Source organism: Arthrobacter sp. ERGS1:01 (assembly GCF_001281315.1).
Taxonomy (GTDB): Bacteria; Actinomycetota; Actinomycetes; order Actinomycetales; family Micrococcaceae; genus Specibacter.
Window position 1 is genome coordinate 400413 of record NZ_CP012477.1, and the last position, 22346, is coordinate 422758.

General features: G+C 67.1%; 20 protein-coding genes. 10 read left to right on the forward strand and 10 right to left on the reverse strand.

Features of this window, described 5'->3' with window-relative positions:
• The first annotated feature begins 36 nt into the window (after positions 1–36).
• The 7 genes from AL755_RS01850 (at position 37) to AL755_RS01880 (ending at position 7898) form a co-directional block, all read left to right on the forward strand.
• Positions 37–1533 carry a helix-turn-helix transcriptional regulator gene (locus AL755_RS01850; protein WP_107503778.1) on the forward strand — a complete coding sequence of 499 codons (1497 nt, stop codon included), beginning with the start codon at positions 37–39 and terminating at the stop codon, positions 1531–1533.
• A 166-nt stretch (positions 1534–1699) separates the two neighbouring features.
• Positions 1700–2557, forward strand: coding sequence for a DMP19 family protein (locus AL755_RS01855; RefSeq protein WP_054009464.1), 858 nt, complete (start codon positions 1700–1702; stop codon positions 2555–2557).
• Between the two features lie 652 nt (positions 2558–3209).
• Entirely contained in the window at positions 3210–3971 is a 762-nt protein-coding gene (gene aqpZ / locus AL755_RS01860) for an aquaporin Z (protein ID WP_054009465.1), read from the forward strand.
• Positions 3972–4187: 216 nt separating this feature from the next.
• Complete coding sequence (locus tag AL755_RS01865; RefSeq protein WP_054009466.1) at positions 4188–4661, forward strand: GIY-YIG nuclease family protein; 474 nt, start codon at positions 4188–4190, stop codon at positions 4659–4661.
• A 105-nt stretch (positions 4662–4766) separates the two neighbouring features.
• On the forward strand, positions 4767–5540 hold the full coding sequence (locus AL755_RS01870) for an SDR family oxidoreductase (protein ID WP_054009467.1): 774 nt from the start codon (positions 4767–4769) through the stop codon (positions 5538–5540).
• 31 nt (positions 5541–5571) lie between these two features.
• On the forward strand, positions 5572–6825 hold the full coding sequence (locus tag AL755_RS01875) for an acyl-CoA dehydrogenase family protein (protein WP_337589534.1): 1254 nt from the start codon (positions 5572–5574) through the stop codon (positions 6823–6825).
• The gene (locus AL755_RS01880; RefSeq protein WP_237762409.1) at positions 6822–7898 is read left to right on the forward strand and encodes a phosphotransferase family protein; all 1077 of its coding nucleotides are present in this window, start codon (positions 6822–6824) and stop codon (positions 7896–7898) included. The genes AL755_RS01875 and AL755_RS01880 overlap by 4 nt, the downstream gene beginning before the upstream one ends.
• Before the next feature lie 26 nt (positions 7899–7924).
• On the opposite strand, the gene AL755_RS01885 is transcribed toward AL755_RS01880, so the two are convergent.
• From AL755_RS01885 to AL755_RS01920, 8 genes are all read right to left on the reverse strand, one after another.
• Positions 7925–9334, reverse strand: coding sequence for an NAD-dependent succinate-semialdehyde dehydrogenase (locus tag AL755_RS01885; RefSeq protein ID WP_054009469.1), 1410 nt, complete (start codon positions 9332–9334; stop codon positions 7925–7927).
• A gap of 122 nt (positions 9335–9456) precedes the next feature.
• The gene (locus AL755_RS01890) at positions 9457–11094 is read right to left on the reverse strand and encodes an amidohydrolase (protein WP_237762455.1); all 1638 of its coding nucleotides are present in this window, start codon (positions 11092–11094) and stop codon (positions 9457–9459) included.
• Positions 11095–11109: 15 nt separating this feature from the next.
• Complete coding sequence (locus AL755_RS01895; RefSeq protein WP_082368806.1) at positions 11110–12774, reverse strand: thiamine pyrophosphate-binding protein; 1665 nt, start codon at positions 12772–12774, stop codon at positions 11110–11112.
• A 12-nt stretch (positions 12775–12786) separates the two neighbouring features.
• Positions 12787–14508: an amidohydrolase gene (locus tag AL755_RS01900; protein ID WP_054009470.1), complete on the reverse strand. Its 1722-nt coding sequence runs from the start codon at positions 14506–14508 to the stop codon at positions 12787–12789.
• Between the two features lie 38 nt (positions 14509–14546).
• Positions 14547–15551 (reverse strand): C-terminal binding protein, encoded by a 1005-nt coding sequence (locus tag AL755_RS01905; protein ID WP_054009471.1) that lies wholly within the window; start codon positions 15549–15551, stop codon positions 14547–14549.
• Positions 15541–16344: an amino acid ABC transporter ATP-binding protein gene (locus AL755_RS01910; RefSeq protein ID WP_445290185.1), complete on the reverse strand. Its 804-nt coding sequence runs from the start codon at positions 16342–16344 to the stop codon at positions 15541–15543. The genes AL755_RS01905 and AL755_RS01910 overlap by 11 nt, the downstream gene beginning before the upstream one ends.
• Entirely contained in the window at positions 16344–17081 is a 738-nt protein-coding gene (locus AL755_RS01915; protein WP_054009472.1) for an amino acid ABC transporter permease, read from the reverse strand. Before AL755_RS01915 ends, AL755_RS01910 begins: the two co-directional genes overlap by 1 nt.
• Positions 17082–17144: 63 nt before the next feature.
• Complete coding sequence (locus tag AL755_RS01920) at positions 17145–17990, reverse strand: transporter substrate-binding domain-containing protein (protein WP_054009473.1); 846 nt, start codon at positions 17988–17990, stop codon at positions 17145–17147.
• A gap of 251 nt (positions 17991–18241) precedes the next feature.
• Here AL755_RS01920 and AL755_RS01925 point away from each other — a divergent pair, with 251 nt between their 5' ends.
• Positions 18242–19135 (forward strand): Lrp/AsnC family transcriptional regulator, encoded by an 894-nt coding sequence (locus tag AL755_RS01925; RefSeq protein ID WP_054009474.1) that lies wholly within the window; start codon positions 18242–18244, stop codon positions 19133–19135.
• Positions 19136–19238: 103 nt separating this feature from the next.
• On the opposite strand, the gene AL755_RS01930 is transcribed toward AL755_RS01925, so the two are convergent.
• Entirely contained in the window at positions 19239–20042 is an 804-nt protein-coding gene (locus AL755_RS01930; RefSeq protein WP_054009475.1) for a COG4705 family protein, read from the reverse strand.
• Positions 20043–20130: 88 nt separating this feature from the next.
• On the opposite strand from AL755_RS01930, the gene AL755_RS01935 reads away from it, so the two are divergent.
• Together AL755_RS01935 and AL755_RS01940 are read left to right on the forward strand one after the other, a co-directional pair.
• Complete coding sequence (locus AL755_RS01935; protein ID WP_054009476.1) at positions 20131–20631, forward strand: DUF2127 domain-containing protein; 501 nt, start codon at positions 20131–20133, stop codon at positions 20629–20631.
• A gap of 106 nt (positions 20632–20737) precedes the next feature.
• Positions 20738–21325: an antibiotic biosynthesis monooxygenase gene (locus tag AL755_RS01940; RefSeq protein ID WP_054009477.1), complete on the forward strand. Its 588-nt coding sequence runs from the start codon at positions 20738–20740 to the stop codon at positions 21323–21325.
• Positions 21326–21328: 3 nt separating this feature from the next.
• Here the strand turns inward: AL755_RS01940 and AL755_RS01945 are convergent, their stop codons facing one another.
• Positions 21329–22267, reverse strand: coding sequence for an NADP-dependent oxidoreductase (locus tag AL755_RS01945; RefSeq protein WP_054009478.1), 939 nt, complete (start codon positions 22265–22267; stop codon positions 21329–21331).
• Between the last annotated feature and the right edge of the window lie 79 nt (positions 22268–22346).

Consider the following 22346-nt stretch of genomic DNA (forward strand, 5'->3'; position numbering starts at 1 on the left):
TGGAAAGATTTGCACTTCTTCGCGTATGGTCAAGAAATGAACAATGTGGGCTGGAACCTCAACGATGCGGCGCCCGACGACGATGGCACCGGAAGCGACGACGCCGGCGTTGACCTGATCGCGCTGGGCCGCCGCGTGCGGCACCTGCGCAAGAAGTTGGGCATGACCCTTGACGATCTTGGCGCGGCCGCCGGAACCGCGCCTTCCCAGTTGTCGCTCATCGAAAACGGCAAACGGGAGCCCAAGCTGACGCTTCTGCAGCGCCTGGCCGGGGCACTCGGCGTCGGGCTTGACCAACTCCTGGGAGCCGAGCCGCCCAGCCGGCGCGCGGCCCTGGAAATTGAACTGGAAAAGGCACAGCGCGGCCCCCTGTACCAGTCGCTCGGTTTGCCGAAAGTCCGCGTCAGTTCGCGGCTTTCCATGGAGGTGCTCGAGTCCCTGGTGGGGTTGCAGCACGAGCTGGAGCGGCGGCTGGATGAACAGTCGGCAACGCCCGAGGAGGCGCGCCGGGCCAACAACGAGATCCGGCTCGAGATGCGCGCCCGCAACAACTACTATCCGGAGATTGAGCGGCAGGCGCAGGACCTCCTCGCCGCGGTGGGGCATGACCGCGGGCCGTTGTCGCACCATGTGGCGGCGGACATCGCCGAACACCTCGGTTTTGACCTGCACTACGTGGGGGATCTGCCGCATTCCACGCGCTCCGTGACGGATTTGAAGAATCACCGAATTTATCTCACGCAGGGCCAGCGCTCCGACCACGACCCCCGTTCGGTGCTGCTGCAGGCACTGGGGCACTACGTGCTGGGCCACAAGACGCCGCGCAACTATGCGGATTTCCTGCGCCAACGCGTGTACACGAACTACTTTGCGGCGTCGCTGCTCATGCCGGAGCGGGCCACGGTGGACTTCCTGAAGGAGGCCAAGGCCGCCAAGGAGCTGGCCATCGAGGACATCCGCGACGCCTTCGCCGTGTCCTATGAGACCGCCGCGCACCGTTTCACCAACCTCGCCACGGAGCATCTGGGCATCACCACGCACTTCCAAAAGGTGCACGAATCCGGAATCATCCACAAGGCCTACGAGAACGACGGCGTGAACTTCCCCGCCGACCACACCGGCGCCATAGAGGGCCAGGCTGTCTGCCGGTTCTGGACCTCACGCGCCGTCTTCGACGTGCCGGATAAGTTCCGGGCGTTCAACCAGTACACGGACACGGCCGTGGGCACATACTGGTGCACGGCCCGGACCGAGCGGCATTCCTCGGGGGAGTACTCGCTGAGCATCGGCGTGCCCTATGCGCACGTGAAGTGGTTCCGCGGCCGGGACACCACGGAGCGCTCGCAGTCCCGCTGCCCGGATCCGGCGTGCTGCCGCCGGCCGCCTTCGGAACTGTCCGCCGAGTGGGCCGGCAACGCCTGGCCGTCCACCCGCGCCAACTCGCACCTGTTGGCCGCGATGCCGCAGGGGGCGTTCCCCGGCGTGGACGAGACCGAGGTCTACAAGTTCCTGGCCGCGCACGCAGACCGGTGACGTCCTTCCAGGGCCGGCGCTTACCTTGATGGCCGGCGCCGGCCGCGCCTGCCGGACCCGCAATTGTTGCCCGACGTTCATGTGGGGGCCACTCGCCCGCACCGCGGTGTGCGTAGCGTGAAAGGTGTCCGGCAGCACCAGCAGTTTCCAGCAGTGAGGATCAATCGTGACCACGAATCAGTATCCCGTCGTTTTGACCGTGGACGGCACCGAGGCCAGTAACGAGGCAATTGTCGATGCAAACGTTTCGGCCGTGAACTCCATGTTCGCGGCCCTGCTCAACGCCGAGGAAATCGCACCCAACGCCCTCCGCGCCTACTTCGTCGACTTCTACCTGACCCAGGCGCTCGACGGCGGATTCGCCCAGTATGTCTTCATGTCCCCGGACCGTGCCGAACTGGACACCTACATCCGCGACGGCCTCGAAGGCATGGGTGCCGCCAAGCACCTGGAACTCTTCAACCGCACCGCGGAACTCTTCGACTCGCTGTCCGACGACGACGCCCAGGCGTACCTGGATGGGGACCCCGAGGAGGTCGACGTCGTCCGGAGCGGGGGCGTGAAGTCCATGGACCTGCTCGATGGCGAATTCGACGACCTCCTGGACACCGAGGACCTGACGGCACTCGGCGCAGCCTGGCTGCGCAGCCAGGAGGGCCTGTTGCTGCTCGATGGCGAGGGCCTGGCCCTGCACATCGCCGGCCTCGTCGAGTTGATCCCGAACCTGGCCGAACGCCAGGCCGAGGCGGAGGAGGCCGAACTTGCCGACGCCCCCGAATTCGAGACCATCATCCGCGAACTGTGCGAAGTGGCCGGCTACCAGCTGGAAAAGATCACCATGGGCGATCCCAACTTTGAGCACAACGGCGAAACCGTCCTGGCGTGGCACTTCACCACCGACCACGGCGAGTTCATCATGATCGAAGAGGATGAGGAAGCGTTCATGATCAACCCCGAAACCAAGGCCGTCATCGCCATGGTCGAGTTTGAGGACGAGGACGAGGACGAGTTTGCCAGCGCCTAGCTGAAACACCAGCTTGATCGTTGAGGGGCGCATCTTTCGCGAAAGATGCGCCCCTCAATGCGTTTTGGCGGAGAAAACATCACTAAACGGGGCTGCGGTTGGTTTTATCCGCGCAGCCATTGTTGCGAATTTGTTTGCAAGAGTCCCGCGATGTTCAATTGACTGTAATTGGCGCCAGTGATCCCGGAATGCCAAATATGAAATCCGGCGGGGGTGCGGGAAAAGCTAATCGGCTAATTTGAATTAGCCGGACAGCTATTTGTCATGTGCGGAGAGTCCCGGGTTTATTCCCTGGATAGCTCCGGTCCGTGGCTGCCGGCGGGGGCGGTATTGGGGTGGTCGTCATTTTCATCCCTGACAAAGTCGGCGATCGTATTTCCCGTGAGAATGTCAATGACTTTGCCTAGAAGTCGCCTCATGCGTAGTCTCCCCCGTTGCGTGTGAAGCCAGTATTTCGGCATATCGGATTGATTGCAAGGGAATAGGCCGGCTTACGCGGGGATCGGTAATTATGACGAACCATTGCCGATCGTTGGCGCACATTGGCATAATAAATTCGGACAGCATGGGGGTTGTCACGGAAATTGAAACTCTCTTTGCTCGTCGTGTCCTTGAATCACGAACACGCCCTTCCAGAGAGAAGATTTTTCACATGGATAGAACGATTTCAGCCCGCTTGACTGCCGAGTTCCTGGGTACCGCCGTACTGGTCTTTGGGGGCTGCGGAAGCGCAATATTCTCCGCCAAGGTCCTGTCCGACAACACCGTAAATATGGGCATCGGCTTCCTCGGCGTCGCCCTGGCCTTCGGACTCACCGTGCTGGTCATGGTCTACGCCGTGGGCCACATCTCGGGCGGTCACTTCAACCCGGCCGTAACGTTCGGCGCCGCGATTGCCGGCCGCATCGAATGGAAAGCCGTCCCGGCCTACATGGTCACCCAGATCGTCGCCGCCTCCGTCGCCGGGTTGGCCCTCTTCGCCATCGCCAGCGGCAAGGACGGTTTCAACGCCGTCACGTCCGGCTTCGCCTCCAACGGTTACGGTGACCGATCCCCGAACGGCTACAACATGGTCTCGGCCCTGTTGGCCGAAATCATCCTGACCGCGATCTTCCTCTACGTAATCCTGGGCGCAACCGACAAGCGCGCACCCAAGGGCTTTGCCGGCCTGGCCATCGGTTTGACCCTGACCCTGATCCACCTGGTCTCGATCCCGATCACCAACACCTCCGTCAACCCGGCCCGTTCCATCGGTGTTGCCTGGTTCGCGGGCCCCGAGGCCCTTGGCCAGGTCTGGCTGTTCATCGTTGCTCCCCTCGTGGGTGCCGCGATTGCCGGACTGAGCTACCACAAGCTCTTTGGCGCCAAGGCGGTTGCCCTCGCAACCGCCGAGGAAGCAGCATTCGTCAAGTAGCCTCCGCCGCACGGGCATGGACGAGTCCTGCCGGGGAGGGCCGGCTTCCGGCCCTCCCCGGCATCGGCGTCCGGCGTCCGGCCCGTGCCGCAACGGGTACCTGCCCGGGGAGGCAAGGAGATGGCCGACACTGGAAAAGGGCGGCCGACGCCATGTGTCGTAAGGTCAACGCATGGATGATCTCAAATGGAGCGCTACGGCGCCCGCCGATGTCGCATGGGCGGCCACCCCTTCGCCCCCGGCCTTCACAAGTGGTACCTGACCGGCGCGATGCCCAAGGACATGGATTGGCCCGCGGAACTGAAGCCCCTCAAGCGTGGGGACCTGATCTATGTGGGGAAGGCGACGAACCTGCGGAGCCGGGCCCGGCACCACGCGGTCCAAACCTCAAAGTCCACCTTCCGCCGTTCCCTCGCAGCGCTCCTGGGCCTGCAGGCCCAGTGGCACGGCAAATCCGCCCATCCGCGCCTCACCGACCCTGACGAGGAGATCCTCAGCGCCTGGATGGTGGCCAACCTTGGCATGTCGTTCTGCGTGGTGCCGAAGCTGGAGCTCGTTGCCGGGCTGGAAGAGTCCATGCGGGAGGAACTGAGCCCGCCCCTGAACCGCGACGGGCGGACGCCCGAACAACTGCACGTCTCCGCCGTGGCCGGTGTCGCCCAACGCAACGCCCTGCGCGAGAAGGGCTGAGCGCCCCGATCCCTTGACCTTGGCGGCATTCCCCAGCATGCTGGCAGTTACCAACCGGTAGGCGGCTGGTGCGCGGGCTGCTGCGCGGAACGTGGAAAGGGCCCCATGGACCAGCAATGCCAACGGTTGCAGGGCAGGATCGCCCTGGTCACGGGCGCAAGCAGGGGGATCGGCCTGGCCATCGCGCAACGGCTGGTGGCCGAAGGCGCCCGGACGGCCATCACTGCCCGCGGCGCGGAGCAACTCCTTGCGGCGGGAAAATCGTTCCCGGAAGGGTCGGTCATCACCGTGGCCGGCCACGCGGATGACCCCGCCCATCGCGCAGAGGTGCTGGAGGAAGTCGCCCGGACGTGGGGCGGGCTGGACATCCTGGTCAACAACGCCGGCATCAACCCCGTGTTCGGGCCCCTTGAAACAGCCGATCTTGCCGCGGCCCGCAAAATCCTTGAGGTCAACGTCCTCGCCACGCTCGCCTGGACCCAGGACGTGCTGGCGCATCCCGGGCTCGGATTCCGGGAGCGGCGCGGAAACGTGGTCAACGTGTCCTCCGTCAGCGGCGACGTCCCGGCGCCGGGCCTTGGTTTGTATGGCATCAGCAAGGCCGCCGTCTCACACCTCAGCCGCACCCTCGCCGTCGAACTGGCCCCGGAAATCCGCGTGAACGCCGTGGCGCCGGCCGTCGTGAAGACCCGGTTTGCCCGGGCCCTGTATGAGGGGCGCGAAGACCAGGTGGCCGCCGCCTACCCCCTCAAGCGTCTGGGCACGCCCGAGGACGTCGCCGCCGCCGCGGCGTTCCTGGCCTCCGCCGACGCCGGCTGGATCACCGGCCAGGTGCTCACGCTCGACGGCGGCCTGGGCAACGCCGGTGGGCTCGGCTGAGCCACCCGCACACCAACCGCAAGGAGGAGCCGTGACGACAACTGCGCACCGGGAGGGCATGGGCCCGGCGGAGGCTGAGGAGCTGCGCCTGCGCACCCGCGACTTCATCCGCGGCACCGTGATTCCCGCGGAACCGCGCCCGGGCCAGGCGCTGAACCTGGCCGTCCGGCGTGAACTGGGGGCGGCCGCCAAGGAGGCAGGTGTCTACGCCCCGCACGTGCCCCGGCAATTCGGCGGGCAGGGGCTGCCGGTGGAGCACTGGTCGCCGGTCTTCCAGGAGGCGGGGTATTCGCCCATCGGCCCGGCCGCCCTGAACTGCATGGCCCCGGACGAGGGCAATATGCACATGCTGCATCTGATCGGCACGCCCGCGCAGCAGCGACACTACCTGGCACCCCTGGCCGCCGGGGACATCAGCTCCTGTTTTGCCATGTCCGAGCCACACCCGGGAGCCGGTTCCGACCCCGAGGCACTCGCCACCACTGCCGTCCGCGGCCCCAGGGGCTGGATCATTACCGGTCACAAGCGCTTCACGAGCGGCGCCTCGTTCGCCGCGTTCGCGATCGTCATGGCCCGCACGCCCGACGACGGCGCCGCGAAAGCGGGCGCCACCATGTTCCTGGTGCCCATGGACACCCCCGGCGTCCGGCTCGGCGCCCCCATCCACACCATGGACAGGTACCTGCCCGGCGGCCACCCGCATGTACACTTCGACGGCGTCCACGTGCCCGAAAGCGCTGTCCTGGGCGAGGTGGGGCTCGGGTTCAAGTACGCCCAGGTCCGCCTTGGCCCCGCCCGCCTGACCCATTGCATGCGCTGGCTGGGCCTGGCCCGCCGCGCGCACGACATTGCCCTCGACCGCGCCAACAGCCGCGAAATCTTTGGCCGGCACATTGCGGAGCTGGGCATCGCACAGGACATGATCGCCCAATCGGTCATCGACATCGAGACCTCGGACGCCATCATCGCCAAGTGCGCGGCGCTCCTCGGCACGGACCCCAGGGCGGGATCGGCGCTGTCCTCGGTGGCCAAGGTCCACTGCTCCGAGGCCGTCTACCGGGTCATCGACAGATCGCTGCAGCTGTGCGGCGGCGACGGCGTCTCCGACGGACTGCCGCTGGCCCAATACCTGAACGAGGTGCGCCCCTTCCGGATCTACGACGGCGCCACGGAGACCCACAAATGGGCCATCGCCCGCCGGGCCGCCGCGGACCGCAGCCGCGCCGTGGCCGGCGGCGAACCGTTCCGGGGAGCGGCCCGCACCCATGAGGACGAACTTCCGTGACCACCGCCCGCGACGTTGCGCAGACCTCCGCCGAGGCCCAAGGCATGCCCCTCCCGCCCCTGCTGGTGGTGGACCGGGTGGCGGAATTCCTGGACGCCTCCGGCATCGGCGCCGGCCCGCTGCACGTGTCCCGCATTGGTGCGGGGCAGTCCAACGTGACGTTTCGGATCAAACGCCACGGCGCCGACGTCGTGCTTCGCCGGGGGCCGCGGCCGCCCCTGCCGCCTTCCACGCATGACATGGTGCGGGAGGCGCACATCCAGGCGGTGCTGGCGACCTTGGGCGTCCCCGTGCCGCGCATCCTGGCCGTCTGTGCCGATCCCCATGTACTGGGCGTGCCGTTCTATGTCATGCACCATCTCGACGGCGAGGTGCTGACGGACGCCATCCCGGCCCATCTGGACACCCCAGCGCAGCGCCGGGCCGTCAGCGAGGCGGTGGTCGACACGCTGGTGCGGCTGCACTCGGTGGACACGAGCCACGGCGAGATCGCCGCGATCGGCCGCCCCGACGGCTACCTGGAACGCCAGCTCCGTCGCTTTGCGGGGCTGTGGGAAATGGTGGCCACCCGGGAGCTGCCGGCCGTGGCGCGGCTCGCCGCGTGGCTGGCGGCAAACCGGCCGGACACGCAACGGACCGCGTTGATCCACGGCGACTTCCGGGCAGGGAACCTCATGTTCAAGGCGTCCGGCCCGGCGCACGTCCAGGCGGTCCTGGACTGGGAGATGGCAACGCTGGGGGACCCGCTGGCCGATCTCGGCTACCTGACCGCCACCTGGACGGAGGCCGGCACGCCCGCAAGCTTCATGGACCTGACACCGGTCACGGCGCTGCCGGGATTCCTGACGCGGGCAGAATTGACGGCTCGCTACAACGAACGCGTCGGCCTCGATTTGTCGGCGCTGCCCTGGTACCAGGCGCTGGCGTTGTGGAAGGCGGCGATCTTCAGCGAGGCGATCTACGGCCGCTGGCAAAAGGGCGAACGCGGCGGTGATGCCCGCTTTGGCGAGGTCCTTGAAAGCGGCGTGCCGCAACTCTTGGACGTTGCGGCCGCGCACGCCGCCCGGCTGTAGGCCCGGCGGCGTGCAAGGCTGCGCAACTACCCTGCGACGTAGACGAGCCGCTTGTTGACGAATTCGTCCATGCCCAGCGGGCCAAGCTCGCGGCCGTAGCCCGAGCGCTTGACCCCGCCAAACGGCATGCCGGCGCCTTCGCCCTCAGCGGCGTTGACGGCTGCCATGCCCGACTGGACCTGGCGGGCCACGGCCTTGGCACGCTCCTCATCCGTGCTGAACACGGCGGCGCCGAGCCCGTAGTCGGAGTCGTTGGCCAGCGCCACGGCCTCCTCGTCGCTGGAAACCTTGTAGACCACCACGGCCGGGCCGAAAAGCTCCTCGCGGTAGGCGCGCATCTCTTTCGTGATGCCCGTCAGCACGGCCGGTTCCACGTAGGAGCCGGGGCCGTCCACACGCTTGCCGCCGGCGTGCAGCACGGCGCCCTTGGCCACGGCGTCGTCGATCTGGGCGAGCAGGCCGGTGGCGGCGGCGGCCGAGGACAACGGCACAAAGGTGTCGGGTTCCTCGCCGGCAGGGTCGCCCGGGGTGATCCGGGAGGCCTGCGCCGTCAGCTCGGCAACGAAGTCGTCGTAGATGTCGTCCATGACGATCATGCGCTTGTTGGAATTGCAGGCCTGCCCGGCGTTGCCCATGCGCGTTTCAAAGGCGTCACGCGCGGAAGCCTTGACGTCGGCGCTGTCCAGGACGATGTACGGATCCGAGCCGCCCAGTTCCAGGACCACCTTCTTCAGGTTCTTCCCGGCGATCTGGGCGACGGCGGCACCGGCACGCTCGGAACCGGTCAGCGAGACACCCTGGATGCGGGGATCGGCGATGATCGTCTCGATCTGGGCGTGGCTGGCGAACACGTTCACGTAGGCACCCGCCGGCAGGCCGGCGTCGAGCATGAGCTGCTGGATGGCCAGCGCCGAGCGGGGGCAATTTTCGGCATGCTTGAGGATGATGGTGTTGCCGAGCATGAGGTTCGGGGCGGCGAAGCGGGCCACCTGGTAGTACGGGTAGTTCCAGGGCATGATGCCCAGCAGCGGACCCACGGGAAGTTTCTCGATGACGGCGCTGGCGCCGCCAAATGCCTTGATGGGTTGGGCGGCGGCCAATCCGGGCCCTTCAGTGGCGAAGTACTCGAAGATCTCGGTGCAGAACTCCGCCTCGCCCACCGATTCGGCCAGGCGCTTGCCCATCTCCTCGGTGATGATGGCGGCCAGCTGGTCCTTGCGCTCGCTGAACAGCTCGCCAATGCGGGAGACAATGATGGCGCGTTCACTGATCGGCACCTTACGCCACGTCTGGAAGGCGGTGTCGGCGGCCGTGATGGCCTGCTCCACCTCGGCGTCGGTGGCCGTGGCGAATTCCTCGACGACGACGCCGGTGGCCGGGTTCACCACGCGGTAGGCGGGTGAGGAGGGGGTGGGGTTGCTGGCGGTGGTGGTCACGACCGGGGCCTTTCCTTCGATGGGGCGGGGACGTTCGGGGTGGGGTGGCAGGGCGCCGCGAAACGGCGCCGTCCACCAGCAAAACCTGGGAGGACGACGCCGTTCCGCACCATACCTTGATCCTAGGGCCGGGCGGCCTTCGGATACCAGACCCGCCCGCCGTCGGGAGCGGCGGAATAGTCCGGCCAGGCGAACTCGGTGGGCGGCATGAAGTCCGCCGGCAACAGTGCTTGCATGGGATCCGCCCGTACGCGTTCGTCGAACTCGGACTTCGCGGCGGCCAGGACGTCCGGGCTCGTGAGCAGGTCCGTGAACGTCCCGGCGATCGTCTTGCCGGCCACCTCGATGGTGGGGTCGATGGTTTCCGCGATCCCACCCAGGGCGTTCATGACCCAGCCGGGGTAGGCGCCCTGTCCGGGGGCCGGTTTCAGGGCCGGCCGGGAGACGTAGAAACGGACGGTGGGCGCGTAGTGGGTCATTTCCACGTAGTCGTCGCTGGTCCAGTTCTTTTGCCACGGGGCCAGGTGTTCGCGCAGGGCGGCCTCGGCATCCTGCGGGCTGATGAGCCGTTCGCACTCGTCCAGGAACGGCTTCTCCATCGGATCCAGGCCGAGGGTGCGTTGGATGTCCTGTGCGGCCGCAATCGCTGCGGGCCCGTACTGCGGCGCCCCCACGGATTCGAGGTTGTCGTACAGGGCCTGGGCGAGCACGTGGTTGGTGCGTCCCGGTCGGTTGCGGGCCACCCACGTGGTCTCCAGCGAACAGTGCGCCATGGCGGCGGCGTGTTCGGCGTTGCGGTCCAGCACGGTGAGCACGTGCTCTGCCATTTCCAGGGTGGGGCAGCGCCACGAATACTGGATTTGCGCGATCCGGGCCGGCAGGTTGTCCGCCGTGGCCTGGCCCTGGGTGAAGATGGCATCGGAGAGGCTCCAGCCGCCAAAGCTGGGCAGCATGGCGTCCTGCATGATGCGCGAGTTCGTGTACATGGCCATGAGAGCCACGTTCGCCCCCGGGGCCCGGGCCGCGGAGTGTGACGCCGGGATGGGCGAGTTCGGGTTCGCGTTCAACTGCCAGGTCTCCGGTTCGTCGCAGACGAACGTGTAGACCTTGCTGTAGTAGCTGCCGCATTGGGTGTCCCAGCGGGCCGTGTTGCACAGCGGCAGCATGTAGAACGGGTGGAAGCTCACGATCGCGTCGACGCCGTCGTAGTAGCCGCGCAGGCCGTGGACCACCTTGGAGCCCTGCACTTTTTCGGCCGGCTCGCCCGTGTATTTGAGCGTCCCGTCGATGCCGTGCACCGTCATGGCGTGCTTGGCGCCGAGCAGCCCGGCCAGCGTGGAGATGCCCAGCGCGGAGTGCGGATCCGTGTGGCCGGGCGCGTAGGGGCTCAAGCCCTCGCGGGGCGCCGCCTCGGTGCCGGCCGACTGGCAGTTGCCGGGTACGGCGTCGTATTCGGCATACGTCAGCAGGACCGGACCGCCGGATCCCTGCGACCATTCGGCGCTGAAGGCGGTGGGCATGTCGCCACTGCCGGCCTCCACCGTGAAGCCCTCGGCGCGCAGCAGCTCCACGTACCATTGGGCGGATTTGTATTCGCGCCAGGCCGGTTCGGCGAGCTCCCAAATGTGCCGGTGCCACAGCGACAGCCGGCCCATATTGTCTTCGATCCACTGCTGCGCGGTGGCCTTGGCGGCCGCGCCCAGCCCAGCCTTGGACAGCCCTGCCGTGGCGGTCTTCTCGTCGTGTTCCGTGGCGGACATCGTCATGGCGGCGTCCTAGTTCTCGGTGGTGGCGGCTGCGAACAGCTCGACCGGGACGTGGAGGAGCTGCAGCCCGCGGGCGTCGATGGCCTGTGCCAGCATCGGGGCGAAGTCCGTGGCGCTCGCAACCTTCCGGCCCGTTCCGCCGAACGCGGTGGCCAGGGCGGCCCAGTCGGGCTGGACCAGGTCCACGCCCACGGGGGTGATGCCGCGGTCGGTTTCATTGGCGCGGATTTCCGCGTAGCCGCCGTTGTCCACGCACACCACCACCAGGTCGATCCGCTGTTCCACGGCGGTCATCATTTCCTGCACGGCGAACATGAGCGCGCCGTCGCCGAGGATGCAGACCACGGGGCGTTCCGGGGCGGCGATCTTGGCCCCGATCGAGGCGGGCAGGCCGTAGCCGAGCGTCGCGTAGGCGGGGGTGTAGAGGAACGAGTGCGGGAGTTCCTGCGGGATGAACGACGCCGTGCCCAGGTAGGTGATCTGCGAGGAGTCGCCACCCACGATGGTGTTGGCGGGCAGCACGGAGGCGGCTTCCTCGGCGATCCGGCTCAGCTCGGGGGAAAGCGCCCGGGCCTGGTTGCGCAGGGTTTCCCGGAGCGCGGCGACCTCCGCCCGGGGCCGCGTTTGCGTACCAAGTTCCGCGACGAGTTGGGGGACGACGACGGCGGCGTCACCGATGAGCGCGACGTCCGAGGCCAGGTTCTTGTCCGCCTGGGACGGCAGGATGTCCAGCCGGATGACTTTGCCCCGGGGTGCAAGCTTGCCGCCCCACATCTCGGACTCGCCCACCTTGGAACCGACCACGAGCAGCACGTCGGCGCCGTCGCAAAGCTCTTGGGCGGCGGGCAGGCGGATGTCCGAACCCAGCGACAGCGGGTGGGATTCGGGCAGGGCGCCCTTGCCGTTGAGCGTGGTGACCACGGGTGCCTGGAGCGCCTCGGCCAGGCTGGCCAAGTCGGTGCGGGCCCGCAGCGAGCCGCCGCCGGCCAGGATCACGGGGCGAACGGCGCCACGCAGCAGGTTCGCAGCCGCCTGTACCTCTGCGGTGCCGGCGCCCTTGCCGGGGCGAAGCGGCTCGGCCTCAAGGAGTTCCTCCGGGCAGTCCGAGAGACTTTCGAGGATGTTCAGCGGCACCTCGATGTGGATCGGGCGGGGACGGCCGTAGCGGAACAGGACAAAGGCGTCATGGATGGCGGCCACGGCTTCCGTGGCCGAGTGGACGCGCCGGCTCCATTCCACGATGGCCCCGGCGGCCGCCGTCGAATCCTTAGTTTCGTGCAGGGACCCGATGTCGGCAAACTCCTCGCCCTCGGGGACGCCGGGGGAGAGGATGATCAGCGGCCGGGACTCGCAGTACGCGGTGCCCGCAGCGGAAAGCGCGTTGAGCAGTCCGGGGCCGGAGGTGGTGATGACCACGCCGGGCAGGCCGGTCTGCTGTGCCCAGCCGTCGGCGCCGTACCCGGCACCTTGTTCGTGCCGGGTGGTGACCGGGCGGATGCCCAGGGGTGCCAGGTGGCGGTAGAACTCCAGGTTGTGGGTGCCCGGGATGCCGAAGATCGCGTCAACGCCATAGTTGCGCAGGGTCTTCAGGATGGCGTAGCCGGCGTTGTTCACGATCGTCTCGCCGCTGGGGACGACGTCGCTTGGATTGGTCTGCTCTGTGGTGGTTTGCACGGGGAGCTCCTGTCAGGAAGTGGCGTGGTCGAGGACGGGCATGAGGCCGGAAACAGTTGGGTCCGCAGTGTATTGGCAGCTGCCGTCCACCCAGGTTTCCAGGACCGTGATCCCGGCGAGGTGTTCCGGGGCGTGCGTGAGGGGGTCGTGGCTGAGGATGGCGAAATCGGCGCGCTTGCCGGCGGCCAGCGAGCCAAGGTCGGCCTCGCGCCCCAGTGTCTTGGCCGCGTTGATGGTGTGGCCGGCCAGGGCCTGTGCGGCCGTGATGCGCAGATTGTCCGGGCCCAGCTTGTGCCCGTTGCGGGTCACCCGGGTCACGGCCGCCTGGATGGCCTCGAGTGGGCGCGGATCGGCCACGGGGGCATCCGAGCTGATGGTCACCGGGACTCCGGCCTCGATGAATTCGCCGAGCGGGTTGAACCGCTCGCCCGGGGTGCCGATGGCCTGCTGCACGCCCTCGCCCCAGTTGTAGTAGTGCTGCGGCTGGTTGACCGGGTAGATCCCGGCGCTCGCCATCCGTTGGATCTGCGCGGACGTGGGCAGGCCGCAGTGTTCAATGCGGTGCCGGGCGTCGGCGTCGGGCCGCTCGGCCAGTGCCGATTCAATGGCGTCGATGACCATTTCCAGCGCGGTCGGGGACTGGGCGTGGGTGGCGGTCTGGAGCCCTACGGCGTGCGCCTTGCGGATCAACTCCTTGTACGCGGCCGGCTCGTGGTAGAGCTGGCCCGTGCGGCAGGGGTCGCCCACATAGCCGTCGGGGAAGTAGGCGGTCCAGCCGCCCAGGGTGCCGTCGGCGTAGAACTTGATGCCGGCGAAGCTCAGCCGGGAGTTGCCGAACTGGCCGTGCAACCCCATGTCGAGGGCGTCGTCGAGCAGGTGGGAGAGCAGGTACATGCCCACCCTGACCTTGAGCTGGTTCGCGTCCGCGAGCTTGAGGTACATGTCGAACTCGCGGCGGGACACCTGGCAGTCACCAATGCTGGTCACGCCGCCGGCCAGGAAGTTCTCCTGGGCGACGCCGAGCTGGCGCAGATGTTCCTCGGGCTCGTCGGCCAGGTGGAAGTTGGGGCCGTGGTGGCCGATCTTCACCCCTTCCAGGCCGGTCAGGATGTTGCAGGCCGCGTCGGAGAGTTCGCCGGTGAGCTCGCCGTTGGCGTCGCGGAAGAATTCGCCGCCCTGCGGGTTGGGTGTTTCGCGGCCCACGCCGTGCAGTTCGAACGTGAAGGAGTTGACCACGCCGCCGTGTCCGGAGGCGTTCATCAGGTAGACCTCGCGGTCTGTGGCCACCTCATCCAATTCGAAGCGGGTGGGGTGGCGTTCCTCGAGGAGGTTGCGGTGTTCGTAGCCGTAGCCGCGAACCGGCAGGCCGTTCGGAATGCCGGCCGCCGCTTCCTTGAGCAGGGCCACGATCTCCGGGATGCTCCGGGCCTTGGCCGGGCCGCAGTCCACCCAGCTCATCATCTGGCCGAGCATGAGCGGGTGGGCGTGCGCGTCGATGAAGCCGGGGACGATCGTCACGTCGCCGAAGTCGCGGATGTCCGGCTCCTGCCGGCTGATTTCGGCGGCCACTGCGCGGCAGCGGGCCAGGGTGCCGACGGCGGCAATTTCCGGGCCCACCATGAGGAAGGCCTCGGCCGTGGGGTTCTCCGGATCCATGGTGCGGATGGTTTCCGCGGTCACGATGGTGGGGCGGTGGCCGAACGGGCGGCTGTCAAAACTGGTGAGGGTACGCAAAGTGGTCTCCGGTGGGATCTCGGGTGGTGTGGAACGGGCTAGCGGAGTTCTACGACGGGCGCATCGGGCCGTCCGGCCTGGTGCCAGCTTGCGACGTTTTGGGCTTGCTGGCGGACGTATTCGGCCTCGGTGAAGTCCGACAAGTAGGCGATGTGCGGTGTCACGAGGATGCGGGGATGGCCCAGCAAGGGATGGTCCGCGGCGGGTGGTTCCTGGTCCAGGACGTCGAGGCCGGCGCCGGCCAGGTGGCCGGAGTCGACGGCGGCCCTGAGTGCGGCCGGGTCGACGAGGGCGCCGCGGCTGACGTTGACCAGGTGGGAGCCCTGCGGCATCCCGGCGAGGAAGCCGGCGTTGATCATGTTCTCGGTGTCGGCCGTCAACGGCATGTGCAGGGACAGCACGCTGGCGTGCTCCCGCACCTCTTCAAGGGTGGTGCGGCGGATCCCGGCGGCGGCCAGCCGTTCCCGGGTTTCCGGGGTGTCGGGCAGGACGGGGTCGTAACCGATGATTTCGCCAAAGACCTTTGACGCCATCTCGGCGAAGCGGGTGCCGATCCGGCCCAGGCCCAGGATGCCGAGGGTGGCCTGGCTGAGCCGGCGGGGTACGATCGTGTCGCGGTCGTTCCAGGTCCCGGCCCGGACGCTGGCGCCGTAAAACGGGAGTACCCGGGTGAGCGCGAGGGTCAGGGTCAGGGCGTGGGTGGCGACCTCTTCGGTGGCCGCGCCCGGGATGTTGGTGACCCAGATGCCGCGGTCCCGGGCGGCTTCGACGTCGATGTTGTTGAAGCCCATCGACAGCAGGGCGATGATGCGCAGCTGTGGCATCGCATCCATCATGTCGGCCGTGATGGTGGCGTAGCCCACCAGCAAGGCGGTGACGTCCCGGCCCCGGGCCACGATCTGCCCGGGGTCAGTCGTGTCCAGGTAGTCGACCTGGAAACCGGCGTCCCGCAGGAGTTGGGCGCCGGCGGTGAAGTCGACGTCGTCCATGTCGGTGTAGGCTGCGCGCAGGGTGGCCTGGGCGGTGGTGGTGTTAGTGGACATGGCTGAGGAATTTCCTGGTTCGTTCGTGCTGCGGATTTTCAAAGAATTGCTCGGGATCGGCCTGTTCGACGATCACGCCGCCGTCGAACAAGGTGACCTCGTCGGCGACGCGCCGGGCGAAGCGGACCTCATGGGTCACCACGATCATGGTCATCCCGGTCCCGGCCAGGTTCTCCATGACCTCCAGGACTTCGCCGACCAGTTCGGGGTCGAGGGCGGAGGTGGGTTCGTCGAAGAGCATGACGGACGGGTTCAGCACCAGGGCCCGGGCAATCGCGACGCGCTGCTGCTGTCCGCCGGAGAGCTCGGAGGGGTAGTGTTCGGCCCGGTTGCCCAGCCCCACCTTGGCCAGCATGTCCATGGCGTGGGTGCGGGCCTCGTGGTGGGAAACGCCCTTGACGCTGGTCAGGCCCAGCATCACGTTGCGGACGGCCGTCAGGTGCGGGAACAGGTTGAAGCGCTGGAACACCATGCCCACGTCCTGGCGTTGGACGGCCAGCTGGCGTTCGGGCAGGTGCAGGGTGCCTCCCCTGTGGTCCCGGCTGCCGATCCGGGTTCCGTTGAGCAGGATCTGGCCGGAATCGGCGGGTTCCAGCAGGGCCATGAGGCGCAGCATGGTGGACTTGCCCGAGCCGGACGGCCCCAGGACGGCCTTCACCTGGCCCTTGTTGACCTCGAATTGCACACCCTTCAGGACGGCGTTGCCGTTGTAGGTCTTGTGCAGGTCCCTGACTTGGAGGACTGCTTGGCTGGTCATGGCGTGCTCCCGGGTGGTGTCGATGGAGGTCTTCATCAGATGCCTGCCTTGCTGGCTTCGAGGACGACGTCGTCGCTCTTCTTGGTCTTGGCCGTTTTGGACGTCCAGGCGAACTTCTTCTCCAACAGGCTCTGCAGGATCGACAGGACCGAGACGATGACCAGGTAGTAGACGATGGCGGCCGCGTAGTACTCGGCGTAACGGAACGTGATGTTCACGCCCACCTGGGCCGTCGTGAGCAATTCCCGCAGCGAGATGACCGAGGCCAGCGAGGAGTACTTGACCAGGCCGATGAACTCGTTGCCGGTGGGCGGCAGGGCGATCCGGATGGCCTGCGGCAGGACCACCTTGACCATGACCTTTACGGGCGACATCCCCAGGGCGCGTCCGGCCAGGGCCTGGCCGTCGTCGACGCTCAAGAGCGCGGAGCGGATGATTTCCGACATGAACGCGGCCTCCACCAGCCCCAGGCCGACCGAGGCGGCCAGGAACGGCGAGAACCAGTCGGCGCGCAGGGCGGGGATGAGCTGCGGGAGCGCGTTCCACATGATCAGCAGCACCAGCAGGGCCGGGATGGCCCGGAAGAACCACACGTACAGGTGGGCCGGGGCCTGCAGGTACTGTTTGCCGGAGGTGCGGGCGATGGCCATGAAGAAGCCGATCACGGTGGCCAGGATCAGGGAGAAGACGGCCACCCCCACCGACAGGAGGGCGCCCTTCATGTAGTCGGGGCTGACCAGCTGGGCGAAGAAGATATTGGGATCAAAAAGCATTAGCTCGTTACTTTCCTGGGGAACGTGGGTACCGGCCCACTGGTGTCTGCGGCGGCCATGGTGCTACTTGACGTCCAGGATCGTCGGCGCCAGGTTGTACTTCGTGGCAATCTTTGCCAGCGTCCCGTCGGTGTGCAGGGTCTTGAAGGCCGAGGCGATCTCGGGGCTCAGCGGCCCGCCCTTCTTGCTGAAAACGCCGAAGGTGGTGTCGGGCTCGAAGACCTGGGCGGCCAGGGCCAGCTTTCCCTTGTTCTGCGTGACCATGTAGGCGGCGGCCACGTTGGTTTCGACCAGGACGTCGGCCTTGCCGTTGAGTACCGCCAGTACGGTGTCGGAGGTCTTGGGGTATTCGGAAAGGCTCGGCGCGGGCTTGCCGGCGGCCTTGCACTGGTCGCCCATCGCCGCCACGGTTGCGGCATTGCTGGAGGCGGACTGGGCCACCACCTTGCGACCGCACAAATCGAGCTTCGACTTCAGCTCCCCGGCCAGGCCCGGCGCTGCCAGTGCGGCGGGGCCGGCGTTCATGATGGGGGCCGCGTCGGCCACCTGCAGCCGGGCCGCGCTCGTGTACAGCCCGCCGAGGATCATGTCGCAGCGGCCGCTTTGCAAGCCGGGCATGAGGCCGTCGAACGACGTGACCTCGTACTTGACCTTCACGCCCCAGTAATCGGCCAGGGCGCGTCCGGCGTCGGCGTCGAAGCCGATGATGTCGCCGCCGGAACCGTCCGCGTAGTACTCCAGCGGCGGGTATTCGGGGTCGATGCACATGGTGACCTGGCCGGCGTTGACCAGGTCCTTGGGCGTCTTGCTGTTGCCGGCTCCAACGTTGTCGGTGCCGGCGCCGGAGCAGCCGGAAAGGGCCAAAGTGCCGATGGCTGCAGCAGCGGCGAGCTTGAAGAATTTCGTCATTGTAGTTCTCCTCAACGGTGGGGCAGTGCTCTGGGGAAGTGCGGCTGCCGGGGCGTGGACTCAATTGTGTGGCACGACTCACATTAAGTCAACAAATTATCGGCCAAATAGCGTTCTGCCTAAAGTTATGGTCATCATGACGGGCTTAAGTCCCCGTTTTTACTAAAAATTGGCGAACATATTAATAATCTGCACCGACTGCCGGTTCTTGTTGATATAAAGGGAGGGTGAACCCATTGGACAGAGCCCTCATGCAACAGCTCCAGCTGGACGGACGAGCATCCTTCAGCGATTTGGCGAGGGCGGTGGGGAGCAACAGAACCGTTGTGGCGGCCCATGTGAACGAGCTGCTGAACTCCGGCAAGGTGCGGGTCATTGCCGCCATCCACCCGCGCGTGCTGGGACTGGAGGTGCTCGCCCACCTTGCCATCAAGGTTTCCGGCGATCCCGGGGAGGCCCTGGCTGGCCTGGACGACCTCGATTCGGCCGTGTACATTTCCGAAACCACGGGCACGTACCAGATTGTCATGGAGGTGCGCATGCCCGCGATGGGCGGACTCTACGACACCATCGCGTACGTCAACGGGCTGCCCACTGTGCAGGAAGTCAACGTCCTGGTCTACGAGCGCGTGATCCGCAGCCTGTTCCTGGGGGAGGAGCCGGCCATGGACCGCGTGGCACTCGACCAGACCGACATCGACATCATGCGGATCCTGCAGCGTGACGGCCGCACCGGCTTTGCCGAAATCGGCGAGGCCGTGGGCGCCTCCATGAGCACCTGCCGAAGTCGCGTCCTGCGCCTGCTCGATGCCAACATCATGCAGGTGGGCGCCATCGAGAGCCGCAGCGACACCTCGGGGACCATCGTGTTCGGCTGCGGGATGTCATTGGCGGGCAATGAATCCGCCGCCGTCGTGGAGCACCTTGCCGGCGTCGACGGCGTCGAGTTCGTGGCCCGGACCATCGGCCGCTACGCCATGGTTGCCACCATTGCCGTCGGCTCGCAGCGCGACTACAACCAGGTGGTTCGTGCCATCCGGGCACTGCGGGGCGTCAAGCACCTCGAAACGTGGCTGCACACGAACATCCTCCAGGAACGTTATGAGAACACCCTTGAGCAGTTGGTTCCGCACGGCAGCAGGTGAAGCCCACCGAAGGCCGCGCCCGCCGAAGCGCCGCGCCCGCCGAAGGCCGAGCCCGCCGAAGCGCCGCGCCTCAAAAGGCCGCGATCAGGCGAGCAAACCGCCCCTAGGCGGCCGCCGGCGTCGTCCTGCGTTGCCTTACGGCCAGGACCGCCACGAACGCCGCGATGGCCAACGCCCAGCCAATGCTGACGGGACCCGTGCCCCAATCCAGGCCGCCGCGGGCGTGCGAAACGGCCATCCAGTCGGCGAAGGAGGCGCCCAGCGGGCGGGTGATGATGTACGCGGCCCAGAATGCCGGGATGGCCCTGAGCCCCAGCTTCCAATACGCCAGGGCGGGGACGGCAATGGCAACGGCAAACAGCACGCCGGAGCCGAGGTAGCCGAGGTTGAACGTCACGGCCGTGAGGTCGCCGGCGGCGGTGCCCAGCGCAAAGGTGGCCAGTACGGTCAACCAGTAGAACGCTTCGCGCCGACGCGTGTTGATGCTGTGGATCGACAGGGTGCCCTCCACCCGCCGCCAGACGATGAACACCGCGGCGAGCACAACGGCATAGAAGATGGTGGATACCAGGTAGGGGATGCCCAGCCCCACGTGCAGCACGTCCGCCGCCATGGTGCCAAAAACGCTGACCATGGCCACGGCCAGCCAATATACCCACGGAATGTAGCGCTTTACGGCGAACTGCAGGGCCAGGGCGGCCGCGAAGCCGAGCCCGCCAAGGCCCACCGCAACGGCCGGGTCGAGGGTGTGCGCCAGGTAGTCGCTGGTGGTTTCGCCCATGCCGGTGGTGAGCACCTTGGTGATCCAAAAGATGGCCGTCACCTCGGGCACCTTTGACGCCAAAAGGCGTGCGGTACCGGGGGCCGCCGCCGTCGTTGTATCAGGGTGCGGGGAGTCAGGGGCCATAGGTGGATTCTCCAAGGCCAGTCTGGGAGATTCCGGGGAATGCCGTCCGCGGCGTCCGGCAGCGGGGTGGCGGCGCTAGGGTGAAGCTATGGGCAGGCTGCGGCTCACTGACTGGTGGGACAAACTCTTCGCGATCGGCATCCTCCTCAAGGGCCTCGACGGCGTCCTTGAGTTGGCGGCCGGCACCCTGCTGCTGTTCGTGGCTCCCGAACGGATCCACGCGTTCGCCGTAATCCTCACGCAGCCCGAACTTGCCGAGGACCCGCACAGCTGGGTGGCCAACCACATCCTCAACGGCACCTCGGCCCTCAGCCACGGCACGGTGTTTTTTGCCGCCATCTACTTGTTGCTGCACGGCGTGGTCAAGGTGGTCCTGGTGGTGGCGCTGTTGATGAACAAGCTCTGGGCGTACCCCTGGATGATCGTCGTGCTGGCCTTGTTCACGGCCTACCAAATCTACCAAATGGTCACGTCCCCATCCATCGGCCTGCTGGTCCTGACGGTGCTCGACGTCCTGGTCATCATCCTGACCGTGCACGAATACGGCAGGCAGCGCGACCATCGCCGGCGGCGTGAGGTGACTCTGTAGCTCCTCCACGACCACCGCCCGACGACGACGGCGCCCGGCCGCACCGCCGTCGTCGCACCGCTTGGGGCCCGGCCCGGAAACGGGGGGCGGGCATACAATGGCCAGAGTGTCAGAAAAGCAGCCCGTTACCGTGTCCATCGCCCGCACCGTCCAGCCCGGTTACCACCGACAATTTGCGGCGTGGGCGCATGCCGGCCAGGAGCTGGCCCGCGAATGGCCCGGCTACCTGGGTTCCGGCTGGGTCAGGACGGCCCCGGATTCCGATGAATGGCATGTGATGTACCGGTTCGCGGACGTGGATTCGCTGCAGGACTGGGACGATTCCCAGGAGCGCCGCTGGTGGATCGACAGCGCCGGAGAGATCATGGAGATCACCCGGGTGGAGCACCGGACGGGCATTGAGGGCTGGTTCGATCAGCCCGGCGACGTGTCCATCGCCGTCCCTGAAACGGTGGTCCCGCCCCGGTGGAAGCAGGCCGTGAGCATCTTCCTGCCGTTCTTCCCGCTGAGCCTGCTGGCGAACTTCCTGCTGCACCCGGTCACCGGGCATTGGCCGCTGGTGCTCTCCGTGCTGCTGAACATCTGCCTGTTAACGCCGCTCATGACGTACCTGTTCCTGCCGCTGAGCACGCGCCTGCTCCGGCCCTGGCTGCAGGCGCCCCGCAAACCCCGCAAGGGGTCCGCGGGGCGGTAGGGCCTACTCGCTGAACGGGGTGAGCACGATCTTGCCGCCGCCATGGCCGGCCATGTTCGCCTCGAACGCCTGCGCGAGCTGTTCCATGGGGTAGCTGGCGGACACGTCTACGGTGAGAGTGCCGTCGTCGACCAGCGCGCTGAGGCGGTCCAGTTCCTTCGCATCCGGGCGGACCCAGATGTAGCGTCCGCCGTGGCTCATCACGGTCCAGTCGGCGATCGAGGCGTGCTTGCCGCCCTCCTTCAGGACGGCGAGCGTGGCGTCGAGGGAGTCGCCGGCAAAGTCGGCGACGGCGTCAACTCCCTCGGGGGCCAGCGCCTGCACGCGCTCCACCAGGCCCTCTCCGTATTCGACGGGCTCGGCGCCGAGTTCACGCAGCCGCGCATGGTTCCGGGCGGACGCCGTGGCGATGACCCGGATCCCGGCGTGGACGGCCAGTTGGATGGCGGTACGGCCCACGCCGCCGGAACCGTTGTGGATCAGCAGGGTTTCGCCGGCGCCCAGGGCCAGGGCGTCAAGGGTGCGCTGGGCCGTCATGCCCGTCAGCGGAAGGCCGGCGGCCTGTTCCCAGGACAGTGATGCCGGCTTGCGTGCGACGACGGCGGCCGGGAGCGCGACGAACTCGGCGAACGTGCCGCCCTGGACGGTGTCGCGGCGGCCATAGGAGTACACCTCGTCGCCCACGGCGAATTCGGGGGTGTCAAAGCCGACCGCGACCACCGTACCGGCCACATCCCAGCCCGGGGTGACGGGGAAGTTGACGTCCATCAGGGCATCCAGGCCGCCCGCCATGATCTTCCAGTCCACCGGGTTCACACCCGCCGCCATGACCTTGATCAGCACGGCGCCCGGCGAAACCTTGGGCATGGGACGCTCGCTGCGCTCGATGACTTCGGTGCCGCCGTATTGTGCGTACGTCATGGCCTGCATTGTTGAACTCATGGGACTGCATCCTTTCGAAGGGGTCTATCCGGCACAACGTACGCCACCCGGAGGGTGATTCCCACCCCTGTGCGTGAAA